This window comes from Amylolactobacillus amylophilus DSM 20533 = JCM 1125 (assembly GCF_001936335.1).
GTDB classification, from domain to species: domain Bacteria; phylum Bacillota; class Bacilli; order Lactobacillales; family Lactobacillaceae; genus Amylolactobacillus; species Amylolactobacillus amylophilus.
Map to the genome: position 1 here is coordinate 245,497 of NZ_CP018888.1, position 12,487 is coordinate 257,983.

Below are 12,487 nucleotides of genomic sequence, written 5' to 3' on the forward strand. Positions count from 1 at the left end.
AATGAAAAAGACCATTTTACTAGTTGGGACAATGCTATCCGCTGCACTACTATTGTCTGCATGTAGTAATGATAGAGGATCGTCAAATGACAGCGCTGAAAAAGCTTCAAAAGTAGAAAGTAAGAAATCTACTAAACAATCAACCAAGAAGTCCAGTAGCGAGCCCGTCAAGATTCCTACATCGCCTGATAAAGAGTGGTTCTACAATGACAATGTCTTTTATGCAGGAATGGAGACCATGACGCTTACCAAGTCTGAAATCCGTGATGGTATTGAAGATGGTGAGAAGGTATTAGTTATTTACAACACAATCAAGAATAATTCGGACGAAGAACAAGATCCATCCAATTTTTACATGGTTATCCACGCTAAACAAAAGACAGATACGTCAAATGTTAATTTAGACCCAGGAACATTAGCTTTGGATGAAAATGGCAATAATCCACTACAAGCTCAAGAAGATAACCTAAATAACAGCTTATTACCTGGCAAAACAGTTGAAACAGTTATGATGTTTAAGCTTGTTAATGACACACCGGTTACTATTGAATTTTCTAACGAAGATTTTACTACCATTGGGACTAAAACAATTAACGTTAACTAAGCTCCACCCCAAGTCTGGTGACTAGCTACGATTCAATTCCAATGGTGAATCTAAACTAATTGCTTTTGACTAGTCTAAAACAGAAAAACACCCCACTCGCTGGCACGAGTGAGGCATTGGTGATAATTAACACAAATATATTATATCAGAATAGGTTCTGATTCTGGAGGAATAACAATGGAACAGGTCACCACATGTGGTAAACATTATTTTTTAAGGTTTGATGATGATAACTTATATTATAAAAACAAAAACGATGAAGAAAAAACGATACCATTAAATCAAACGCCATATATAAGATTTTTAAATCCTAAAATATTCTCAGTTAAAGGCACAATCCACATTATACTTAATAATGACATCGTTGATCTAATTCCGTTTGAATTGCTGGACTCTGATAACTTAAATACTTTTACTTCCAAATTTAACGATGCTATATCAAAATTTGAAAAATCTTCAATCACTTCGAATAACGATAATTATAAGGTAATTAATCAAATTAAATATAGTAATTCCGGCTTGTTTATAAATACCGATCAAGACGTACTTATTAATTTAGCTACTCAACTGGTCCCATCTAGTGAAATGGTCATAATTATGCTTAAGGGAGACTTTAAGGAGTTTTTAATTGTTACTGATCAGACATTATACATCATTAAATCCGGTTATATGACTGGTCACATGATAGGACAAGGTAACTTCTCCATGCCTTTAACACAGGTATCAAATACAAGTGTTGATTTTCATTTTATGTCTGGATATTTTACTGTTTCCGCACCGGGTTTACAAAACACACCTAAAAATTATTGGTCTACTGATCGCAATTTAGATCCTGCTAAAGCACCGAACACAATTTCATTAGGCGCAGCGAATAAAGACTTGTTTATTAAAGCAACTCAGATAATCAATACAAAGCTCATTCCAGAACTACGAAATCCCTTAAATAGTGCAATTAAAGAAAATAAAGTATCTACAGCAGACGAATTAAGATCGTTTAAATCTTTACTAGATGATGGCATAATAACTCAGGATGAATTTGAAGCAAAGAAAAAACAGTTACTTGATTTATAACATAAAAAATAGCCATATCCCCTCCCGCCAAGAAGTTGGATATGGCTACCAACAAAAGGCACTCTCATGCTTTTTGTATACTCAATTTTAGCATCTTTGGAGGTGTTACGACAATGGCAAAACGAACAAACAGCGCAATTTTTGAATATCAAAATAAAAATGGACAAACTCTATATGGATTCTATATTTATCTTGGTACAGATAAGCTAACCAAAAAAAAAATCAATACAAAGAGACGTGGTTTTAAATCCTATAATGAGGCAAACGCAGTATTTAATAAGATGAAAGTTGATGGCATACAGTCTAAAGTTAACGATGAAATAACAATTGAAGAATTATTTAAGCTTTGGTTTGAGAGCTATAAAATCAGTGTGAAAGAATCAACAGCTAATAAAACTCAGCAAGTCTTTGATCACCATATTAAACCGACCCTAGGTAAATATTACATAAATGAAATCACCACACCCATCATCCAACAGCTTGTTGATAGAAAAGCAAAAGAAATTGTTAAATTTAAAATTATCTACAATTATTTAAATCGTATGTATACCTTTGCAGTTACTATGGACCTTGCAACAGGTAATCCTGTCACAAATGTAATATTACCGAAAAAGAGTACTCGTCTTCATAGAGACACTGAACACAACTTCTATAATAAGCAAGAGTTGATTGAATTTCTTGAAACTGCAAAGTCTATTAATCAAAGAGTATATGTTTACTTTCTCCTATTAGCTTCAACTGGACTTCGTAGATCTGAGGCTCTTGCGTTGACCTGGAAAGATATTGATTTTACAACGAAAACTATCGATATTAATAAAACATTGACGAGTGGGTTCAATAACAAACTGATTGTAGGTAGTCCAAAAAGCACAAAAAGTAAACGTACAGTTCCCATTTCAGACAACCTATTAACCGAATTGAGAAAATATAAACTGGCCAATGCTGAATTTGATAAACTTTTTCACACATATAAGGATACGTACGTTAGTCTATCAAAACCGGCACAATGGCTAAGGCAAGTTTATGATAAGAATAAATCACTACGGCATATTACGACCCACAGATTTAGGCACACTTTTGCTAGTTTACTGTTTGAGAGTAATCCAAATATTAAGCCAACTGATGTTCAAAAAATTCTTGGCCACGAAACCGTTGAGATGACTTTAAATATATATACCCATGTGACTAGCGATAGTGAAGCTCGTGTAACCAATGCAATTAATTTATTAAATTTTTAGTCTGCCAAAAGTCTGCCAAAAACTTACTCAACGTTTATAAATCACTCTTAATAAAGGCTTATCTAATAATAGAGTACGCTACCCTTATTCTCCGTTTTAGTGTTTATACACTTTCGTAAACGTTCGTAATGTTGATTTAACGTCATTTTGTCTTTGCCTATTTTCATAGATATTCAGATTTATGTAGTCAAAATATAGTCAGAGTCTTAATTATCGCACCATTTAACAAAAATCCCCCTATCGATTATTCGCTGAAGGAGATTTTTTTATTTAACAACATTTGAAACTTTTCAATAGTTTCAGTAATTTCAGCAATAAAAATAAGCCTAACCCTTAGCGGGAAGAGCTTACCAGTTCAGCCGGCGTACATACAGGCACGCTTAATTTGGAAGTCTGATTAATTTTGAGGCTTTTAACTCCACTTCCATACCTATTTTGTTACGAATATTTCTGATCAAACTTTTATACTTTCTACTGGCTTTGTCACGATTTTCTCTCCCAATAAAAACGTATCCTGCATACACAAAATATTCTTCCTTGGAATTATTGTGAAGAACACCCGAATCATCAAAATAGTAATATAAATGTTGAACCATCAAAATTCCAAACCTTATCGTTTTAAATCAGTATATCGTATATTATCCCACAAAAATAGCCACCACCAAACGGTGAGGGTTGTTTTTTGGCGCCGCTCATATATATATTTTAAAAGCAAAAGAAAAAAGCCAAGTCTTTCGACTTGGCTCAAATGAGCGTGGCAACTTCCTATCCTCGCAGGCAGTCTCCCACCAACTACTATCGGCGTTAAGAAGCTTAACTTCTGTGTTCGGCATGGGAACAGGTGTATCCTTCTTGCTATCGCCACCACACTCTTCTTCTGAGTATTCTCACACTCAAAACTAAATACGATTCTTTTCTAGAAAACCTTTTGCGTTTGCCTATTGTGCTTGCGCTACTTCTTGGTTAAGTCCTCGACTGATTAGTACTGGTCCGCTCCATACATCACTGTACTTCCACTCCCAGCCTATCTACCTCATATTCTTTAAGGTGTCTTACTTCTTACGAATGGGAAATCTCATCTCGAGGGGGGCTTCGCACTTAGATGCTTTCAGCGCTTATCCCTTCCATACATAGCTACCCAGCGATGCCCTTGGCAGAACAACTGGTACACCAGCGGTATGTCCATCCCGGTCCTCTCGTACTAAGGACAGCTCCTCTCAAATTTCCTACGCCCGCGACGGATAGGGACCGAACTGTCTCACGACGTTCTGAACCCAGCTCGCGTGCCGCTTTAATGGGCGAACAGCCCAACCCTTGGGACCGACTACAGCCCCAGGATGCGACGAGCCGACATCGAGGTGCCAAACCTCCCCGTCGATGTGGACTCTTGGGGGAGATAAGCCTGTTATCCCCAGGGTAGCTTTTATCCGTTGAGTGATGGCCCTTCCATGCGGTACCACCAGATCACTAAGTCCTAGTTTCCTACCTGCTCGAGTTGTCGCTCTCGCAGTCAAGCTCTCTTATACCTTTACACTCTGCGAATGATTTCCAACCATTCTGAGAGAACCTTTGAGCGCCTCCGTTACACTTTAGGAGGCGACCGCCCCAGTCAAACTGCCCACCAGACACTGTCCCTCACCACGCTTAGTGGTGCAGGTTAGAGGATTCATAAAACAAGGGTAGTATCCCACCAGCGCCTCCAAGAATACTAGCGTACTCTCTTCTTCGGCTCCTACCTATCCTGTACATGTTTCACAAATACTCAATATCAAGCTACAGTAAAGCTCCATGGGGTCTTTCCGTCCTGTCGCGGGTAACCCGCATCTTCACGGGTATTATAATTTCACCGAGTCTATCGTTGAGACAGTGCCCAAATCATTACGCCTTTCGTGCGGGTCGGAACTTACCCGACAAGGAATTTCGCTACCTTAGGACCGTTATAGTTACGGCCGCCGTTTACTGGGGCTTCAATTCAATCCTTCGACGAATCTAAGATCTCCTCTTAACCTTCCAGCACCGGGCAGGCGTCAGCCCCTATACGTCATCTTTCGATTTTGCAGAGACCTGTGTTTTTGATAAACAGTTGTTTGGGCCTATTCACTGCGGCTGATATCTCTATCAGCACCCCTTCTCCCGAAGTTACGGGGTCATTTTGCCGAGTTCCTTAACGATAGTTCTCTCGCTCACCTTAGGATTCTCTCCTCGACTACCTGTGTCGGTTTGCGGTACGGGTAATTGTTAACTCGCTAGAAGCTTTTCTTGGCAGTGTGAAATCAGGAACTTCGCTACTTAATTTCGCTCCCCATCATATCTTGTCCTGACAAAGATAAGCATTTAACTCATCCTCAGACTTGACACTTGGACGTGCATATCCAGCCGCACGCTTTCCTTATCCTCCTGCGTCCCTCCATTACTCAAACGTTAACTCTTAGTACAGGAATCTCTACCTGTTATCCATCGACTACGCCTTTCGGCCTCGCCTTAGGTCCCGACTAACCCTGGGAGGACGAGCCTTCCCCAGGAAACCTTAGTCATTCGGTGGATAAGATTCTCACTTATCTCTCGCTACTCATACCGGCATTCTCACTTCTAAGCGCTCCAGTAGTCCTCTCGATCTACCTTCTCCGCCCTTAGAACGCTCTCCTACCACACATGACTTTCATCATGCATCCACAGTTTCGGTACTATGCTTAGCCCCGGTACATTTTCGGCGCAGCGCCACTCGACTAGTGAGCTATTACGCACTCTTTAAATGGTGGCTGCTTCTGAGCCAACATCCTAGTTGTCTGCGCGACTCCACTTCCTTTTCCACTTAGCATAGATTTTGGGACCTTAACTGGTGATCTGGGCTGTTTCCCTTTCGACTACGGATCTTATCACTCGCAGTCTGACTCCCGGGTAATTGATACATGGCATTCGGAGTTTATCTGAATTCAGTAACCCTTGACGGGCCCCTAGTCCAAACAGTGCTCTACCTCCATTATCATTCCCCCGAGGCTAGCCCTAAAGCTATTTCGGAGAGAACCAGCTATCTCCAAGTTCGTTTGGAATTTCACCGCTACCCACACCTCATCCCCGCATTTTTTAACATACGTGGGTTCGGTCCTCCAGTGCGTTTTACCACACCTTCAACCTGGACATGGGTAGGTCACTTGGTTTCGGGTCTACATCATGATACTATCTCGCCCTCTTCAGACTCGCTTTCGCTCCGGCTCCGACCTTTCCGTCTTAACCTCGCATCATAACGTAACTCGCCGGTTCATTCTACAAAAGGCACGCCATCACCCTTTAACGGGCTTTGACTACTTGTAGGCACACGGTTTCAGGTTCTCTTTCACTCCCCTCCCGGGGTGCTTTTCACCTTTCCCTCACGGTACTGGTTCACTATCGGTCACTAGGGAGTATTTAGCCTTGGGAGATGGTCCTCCCAGATTCCGACGGGGTTTCACGTGTCCCGCCGTACTCAGGATCCTGCTTCGTCAAGTTGATATTTCGTCTACAGGGATCTCACCTTCTCTGTCTAAGTTTCCCAACTTATTCGACTATACCTGCTTGTACTCTCTTGCAGTCCTACAACCCCAATAAGCAAGCTTATTGGTTTGGGCTCTTTCCTGTTCGCTCGCCGCTACTTGGGAAATCGATCTTTCTTTCTCTTCCTGCAGCTACTGAGATGTTTCAGTTCACCGCGTCTTCCTTCGTATACCTATGTATTCAATATACGATAGTAACTCTCGTTACTGGGTTCCCCCATTCGGACATCTCCGGATCATAATCTACTTACGACTCCCCGAAGCATTTCGTTGTTTGTCACGTCCTTCATCGGCTCCTAGTGCCTAGGCATTCACCGTGCGCCCTTCTTAACTTAACCTACAAATATTTTTAGTGATTCCTCACTTCGTTCTCGGCTTTTTCGTTCGCATTGAATATTCCTAGTCGTGCAACTACCACCAATCAATTCGCCTTAAGTCGCCTTCTTCAGTCACTACGTGACCTTTGAAGTCTGCCTTAATTGCTCTTTGATTTAACGGTGTCAGCTGCACTCTTTTTTATATTCTCGGTTTTCTTTCTTTGAATCGTATTCAGTTTTCAATGTGCTACTCATAGGACTTCTCGTCCTATGGAGGTTAACGGGATCGAACCGATGACCTCCTGCGTGCAAGGCAGGCGCTCTCCCAGCTGAGCTAAACCCCCATATCTTATTCCTAGCTTCCGTAAAAGCTATGGGCCTAAATGGACTCGAACCATCGACCTCACGCTTATCAGGCGTGCGCTCTAACCAGCTGAGCTATAGGCCCGATTTCGCTTGAATTTTAGATATTCTGTTCTTGAGAGTAAACCTCTCAAAACTAAACAAAGTTTCTCGTGTGCTTTTGTCGCGTGGCTTCCACGTATTCCTACGCTTCTTCCCACTCGCTTCCTTAGAAAGGAGGTGATCCAGCCGCAGGTTCTCCTACGGCTACCTTGTTACGACTTCACCCTAATCATCTATCCCACCTTAGACGGCTGGCTCCATTAATGGTTACCTCACCGGCTTTGGGTGTTACAAACTCTCATGGTGTGACGGGCGGTGTGTACAAGGCCCGGGAACGTATTCACCGTGGCATGCTGATCCACGATTACTAGCGATTCCAGCTTCATGTAGGCGAGTTGCAGCCTACAATCCGAACTGAGAACGGTTTTTAGAGATTCGCTTACTTTCACAAGTTCGCAACTCGTTGTACCGCCCATTGTAGCACGTGTGTAGCCCAGGTCATAAGGGGCATGATGATTTGACGTCATCCCCACCTTCCTCCGGTTTGTCACCGGCAGTCTCACTAGAGTGCCCATCTTAATGCTGGCAACTAGTAATAAGGGTTGCGCTCGTTGCGGGACTTAACCCAACATCTCACGACACGAGCTGACGACAACCATGCACCACCTGTCTTAGCGTTCCCGAAGGAAACGTCCCATCTCTGGGATTGGCGCTAGATGTCAAGACCTGGTAAGGTTCTTCGCGTTGCTTCGAATTAAACCACATGCTCCACCGCTTGTGCGGGCCCCCGTCAATTCCTTTGAGTTTCAACCTTGCGGTCGTACTCCCCAGGCGGAGTGCTTAATGCGTTAGCTCCAGCACTGAGAGGCGGAAACCTCCCAACACTTAGCACTCATCGTTTACGGCATGGACTACCAGGGTATCTAATCCTGTTCGCTACCCATGCTTTCGAGCCTCAGCGTCAGTTACAGACCAGAGAGCCGCCTTCGCCACTGGTGTTCTTCCATATATCTACGCATTCCACCGCTACACATGGAGTTCCACTCTCCTCTTCTGCACTCAAGTTATACAGTTTCTGATGCAATTCCTCGGTTGAGCCGAGGGCTTTCACATCAGACTTATACAACCGCCTGCACTCGCTTTACGCCCAATAATTCCGGATAACGCTCGCCACCTACGTATTACCGCGGCTGCTGGCACGTAGTTAGCCGTGACTTTCTGGTTGGTTACCGTCAAATAAAGTACAGTTACTTACCTTATCCTTCTTCTCCAATAACAGAGTTTTACGAGCCGAAACCCTTCTTCACTCACGCGGCGTTGCTCCATCAGACTTTCGTCCATTGTGGAAGATTCCCTACTGCTGCCTCCCGTAGGAGTTTGGGCCGTGTCTCAGTCCCAATGTGGCCGATCACTCTCTCAAGTCGGCTACGTATCATCGTCTTGGTAAGCCGTTACCTTACCAACTAACTAATACGCCGCAGGTCCATCCTTTAGTGATAGCTTTCGCCATCTTTCAAACATCTATCATGTGATAGTTGTTGTTATGCGGTATTAGCATCTGTTTCCAAATGTTATCCCCCGCTATAGGGTAGGTTACCCACGTGTTACTCACCCGTCCGCCACTCGTTCCATTGTTAATCGCTTTGGTGCAAGCACCGCCACTCTTAACCAGAACTCGTTCGACTTGCATGTATTAGGCACGCCGCCAGCGTTCATCCTGAGCCAGGATCAAACTCTCAATTTTTATCTTGAGATATTCTTCAAATAGCTCTTAGTTTTATTGTTTATTCACGAATTGACTTCGCTTAAATCTTTAGGGGTTTGACCCCCCGCACACTTAAATCGAAACTTTGTTCAGTTTTCAAAGGTCTACTGCGTCGCCGTTGACGACTTATAAATGTTACCACGTCGCTCTAGGATTTGCAAGCGCTTTTTAAATCGCATTTGATGCTTTTCTTAAGCTCTTGTTTTCTCCCGACAACAAGATAATACTTTACCAGAACGTCGTTTGCTTTGCAAGAAGTTTTTTTAACTTCTAGCTCAGCTCGCCTTGACTTGCTTTCGCTTGTCCTCTTGACGACTTGAACTATGTTACCTGATTCTTTTTATAAATGCAAGAAAAAAAGAACAGCATTTGCTATTCTTTTAATTCTGGCGCGTCAGTCTTATATTTATCAAAGGTTGAGACGCCTTTATTTTGTTTTAGTAAACTAGTCGTCGTAGTTTTATCCAACTTTTCTAGGAGTTTTTGCGTGTCCTTGACCGTGTATGAATACTTGGATTTGTCTATCTTCTTGAACCACTTCGGCTCATAAAAGCGCAATAAATCCCCGGTAATCACACGATCTGACAAAGATAACTCTGAGGTCACGCTATTGGCGATAGTCGCTAACTCATCCTTCTCCTCTTTCGTTGGTTTCTTAATCTTCTTACCCGTCTGAGTGTAGTAATAAGCAGTTGAGACCTTACTGTACTTCGGTGTAACGAAGTCACCATTCCGCTGCGCAACAATTTGGCGATTTGCAGAGGAAAGTAGATCATTACCAAACTGAATCGTATTTTCGTTGTTCACTCCAAGAAGATTCAAAAGAGTCGGCAGGACATCAATTTCTCCACCGTATGTGTGATTAACCCCACCTTTTAATCCGGGCATGTGAAAAATCAACGGTACACGTTGAAATTGTAGATTATCGAAATCATCAAACGTCTTTTGGCCAAATAATTGGGCACTCGCCTTCTTGTGATTACCAGAAATACCGTAGTGATCCCCATACATCATAATGAGTGAATTGTTGTACAGGCCGGTATCCTTCAAATACTGAATAAATTCACCAAGAGCCTGATCAAGATAATGTGCTGTTTGTACGTAGCCATCCACAGTAGAATCACCAGTATCCGTCTTCACAATCTGTTGATTCTCCTTGTCAAGTGGGTATGGATAGTGATTAGTCACAGTAATGATTTTGGTATAAAACGGCTGAGGTAATTGCTCGATATACTTACTTGACTGCTTAAGGAAGAGCTTATCCTTTAAACCATAGTTCAGATAAAAGCCCTTCTTGTTCGTGTAGTCAGCCAAATCGAAGAAAAAGTCATACCCCCAAGACTTATAGGTGTTCTTCCTGTTCCAAAATGAACCCTTACCACCATGCATGACCGCCGTGGTATAGCCTTGTTGCCCCAGAATTGCCGGTGCAGCTTCGAACGTGTTGGCCGTACCATAGAGCGACATTGCAGAGCCTGAAGGTAACCCAAACAAGGAGTTCTCAAGCATCATCTCCGCATCACTAGTCTTACCCTGACCAACCTGATTAAAGAAGTTATCAAAACTGAGCGTATTTTGGTCAGCCACTAACTTATTAAGATTTGGTGTTACTTCTTGCCCATCAACCTTATAGTTGATGAGGAACTGTTGGAAACTCTCTAGGTGGATGACAAAAACGTTTTTATTCTTCGCAACACCTGTATAAGCAGGATTTGGCGTTGCACGATACTTCTCGATGTAATCCTGCACGGTTTTTAGATCGCTGGCATTAGCCTTCGCCATCACAGCAGTGGTCTGTGCAGTCTTGACCCCATCATAGACGGCATAGGTATTTAAGCCCAGGTACTTCACGATATAATTATTATCGAAAGTTCTGGTCAATAATCCAGAGCGATCAGTCTGGGCCATTGTAAGGTTGAGCCCGATTAACAGGCCCGAGAGCGCCACAACCATGAAACTAGTCCTTGGTCGGACGATGCGATTATCAATTCGAATTAGCTTGAATGACACTAGCAAAATTAAGAGGACAACATCTAGGAATGCTAGAAAGTCGGTTGGCAAAAGAATACCGATAATGCTGTTACTGAGGTTATCAGAGGCTGAGCCCGAACTCTTGATAATGGACATTGAGAGAAAATCGGAGAATTCTCGATAGTAGAGGATGTTGGCAAATAACCACAGCGAGAGCAAGAAATCGATTGCTATAATAATCCAATACGATTTACGTCCCTTAAAGAACAACCCAATTCCAAATAAGAGAATGGCTGTGGGGATCGGATTAAACAGCAACAAGAACTGCTGCATTGCGCCAGTTGCACCGAGATTGAATTTTGTCTGATAAATCAGATAAGTTTTTAACCAGAATGAAAGTACGACAATTGTGAAAAAGCCGATTTTTGTTTTAAAAAGCCAATCGACTAGCTTGATAAATGAGCTAGTCAACCGAGACTTTACGTTAACCATTAGGTTACTCCTTTGTTTAAACTACTGTAAAATAATACACTTTTATTGGCTCAAAGCGACAACTCGCGGCCTTTTTTAGTAAAAATTAACTCTTTCGTGGCTTGGCCACGAGGGCAATCAGGCCAAGAATCATACCCAAAAAGTATGTGACAAATCGCCATAAGAACATTGCCAAAACCATTGAACTCTGATTAGTTAGAAACATCGCAAACAATGATTTAAAGCTTAGCTCCGCGCCACCTGTACCGCCAGGAATTGGTACTATTGAAATAATCATCGTTATCATAACGTTTAATATTAGAACTTCAAAGTAATTAGCTTGCACGCCTACAGCAAGTAAAATGAAGTACGGTACTGAGTAGAACGCCAACCGATCAACGACTGTCAGAATCGTTGAAAAAAGAAGTTTTCGTCCCGCTCGCTTCAGCTGCATTCCTTCCTCATAGAAGTTGTCAATCTTCGTAATGGTGATATTTTGCCATGCCAATACCTTGTCGGGATTCAGATGGCGCCCTAGCAAATTAAAGACTGCCCGGACAATGCGCTTAGTCCAATCATACTTAAACATCACCAGCAATAAAAAAATAATTGAGATCGTATGAACGACGAAGCCAATCAAGATTAAGAAAACAAGGCCTGAAAATTGCTGCATCATTAAGTCAAAGCCGAAAAACAGGGTCAGGACGTAACTAACGAGGACAACAAACTGAAAGATGATAAACTTCATCAGCAAGATAGACGTCGCTCGGCCGCCTTCCACACCCATCTGAACGAGGCCGACCAACTGTGCTGGTTGCCCACCGGATGCCATTGGCGTAATCGCATTAAAGAGTGCCTGCATCGCAGGTACCCGCAGAAACGCCCATTTTTTATTTCTTGGAAATCTGCGATCCCGCTCCAGAATATAGAAGATTAGCGAGTCGGTCACAAATGAAACTAACATGACTAAGATAGCCACTAGAAAAAATCTGCTATTGAATCGGGCCAATGCGTGACCAACCGACTCAAAATCAAGGTCAGAAATCTCATACCAGAAGACACCGCCACTAAGGACGAGAACCGCCAGCAAACCCAATACTTGTTTTTTCGACATT

The 12,487-nt window shown here is 42.5% G+C and carries 6 protein-coding genes, 2 tRNA genes and 3 rRNA genes; 3 read left to right on the plus strand and 8 right to left on the minus strand.

Annotated elements, in window-relative coordinates:
* Position 1 precedes the first annotated feature (1 nt).
* From LA20533_RS01285 to LA20533_RS01295, 3 genes are all read left to right on the plus strand, one after another.
* Positions 2–604, plus strand: a complete 603-nt coding sequence (locus LA20533_RS01285) for a DUF5067 domain-containing protein (protein ID WP_054746103.1) — start codon at positions 2–4, stop codon at positions 602–604.
* 177 nt (positions 605–781) lie between these two features.
* The gene (locus LA20533_RS08740; protein WP_056947071.1) at positions 782–1,675 is read left to right on the plus strand and encodes an SHOCT domain-containing protein; all 894 of its coding nucleotides are present in this window, start codon (positions 782–784) and stop codon (positions 1,673–1,675) included.
* 113 nt (positions 1,676–1,788) lie between these two features.
* Entirely contained in the window at positions 1,789–2,913 is a 1,125-nt protein-coding gene (locus LA20533_RS01295; protein ID WP_056947074.1) for a tyrosine-type recombinase/integrase, read from the plus strand.
* 380 nt (positions 2,914–3,293) lie between these two features.
* Here LA20533_RS01295 and LA20533_RS01300 read toward each other — a convergent pair whose 3' ends face one another.
* From LA20533_RS01300 to LA20533_RS01335, 8 genes are all read right to left on the minus strand, one after another.
* Positions 3,294–3,509, minus strand: a complete 216-nt coding sequence (locus LA20533_RS01300; RefSeq protein ID WP_054746100.1) for a DUF3800 domain-containing protein — start codon at positions 3,507–3,509, stop codon at positions 3,294–3,296.
* Positions 3,510–3,665: 156 nt separating this feature from the next.
* Positions 3,666–3,782: ribosomal RNA gene (gene rrf / locus LA20533_RS01305) — 5S ribosomal RNA — on the minus strand.
* A 90-nt stretch (positions 3,783–3,872) separates the two neighbouring features.
* Positions 3,873–6,781 (minus strand): 23S ribosomal RNA (locus LA20533_RS01310).
* A 250-nt stretch (positions 6,782–7,031) separates the two neighbouring features.
* Positions 7,032–7,104, minus strand: a tRNA-Ala gene (locus LA20533_RS01315).
* Positions 7,105–7,134: 30 nt separating this feature from the next.
* Positions 7,135–7,208 (minus strand) — tRNA-Ile (locus LA20533_RS01320).
* 127 nt (positions 7,209–7,335) lie between these two features.
* Positions 7,336–8,909: ribosomal RNA gene (locus LA20533_RS01325) — 16S ribosomal RNA — on the minus strand.
* Together the 16S, 23S and 5S rRNA genes with 2 tRNA genes alongside form the textbook arrangement of a ribosomal RNA operon.
* 393 nt (positions 8,910–9,302) lie before the next feature.
* Entirely contained in the window at positions 9,303–11,393 is a 2,091-nt protein-coding gene (locus LA20533_RS01330) for an LTA synthase family protein (RefSeq protein WP_056947360.1), read from the minus strand.
* Positions 11,394–11,478: 85 nt separating this feature from the next.
* Complete coding sequence (locus LA20533_RS01335; protein WP_056947363.1) at positions 11,479–12,486, minus strand: lysylphosphatidylglycerol synthase transmembrane domain-containing protein; 1,008 nt, start codon at positions 12,484–12,486, stop codon at positions 11,479–11,481.
* Position 12,487: the final 1 nt, after the last annotated feature.

Excerpts from the sequence above, each read along its gene's own strand:
- LA20533_RS01330 (WP_056947360.1), bottom strand. The coding sequence starts at position 11,393 with ATGGTTAACGTAAAGTCTCGGTTGACTAGCTCATTTATCAAGCTAGTC.
- LA20533_RS01335 (WP_056947363.1), bottom strand. The coding sequence starts at position 12,486 with ATGTCGAAAAAACAAGTATTGGGTTTGCTGGCGGTTCTCGTCCTTAGT.
- LA20533_RS01285 (WP_054746103.1), top strand. The coding sequence starts at position 2 with ATGAAAAAGACCATTTTACTAGTTGGGACAATGCTATCCGCTGCACTA.
- LA20533_RS01300 (WP_054746100.1), bottom strand. The coding sequence starts at position 3,509 with ATGGTTCAACATTTATATTACTATTTTGATGATTCGGGTGTTCTTCAC.
- LA20533_RS01295 (WP_056947074.1), top strand. The coding sequence starts at position 1,789 with ATGGCAAAACGAACAAACAGCGCAATTTTTGAATATCAAAATAAAAAT.
- LA20533_RS08740 (WP_056947071.1), top strand. The coding sequence starts at position 782 with ATGGAACAGGTCACCACATGTGGTAAACATTATTTTTTAAGGTTTGAT.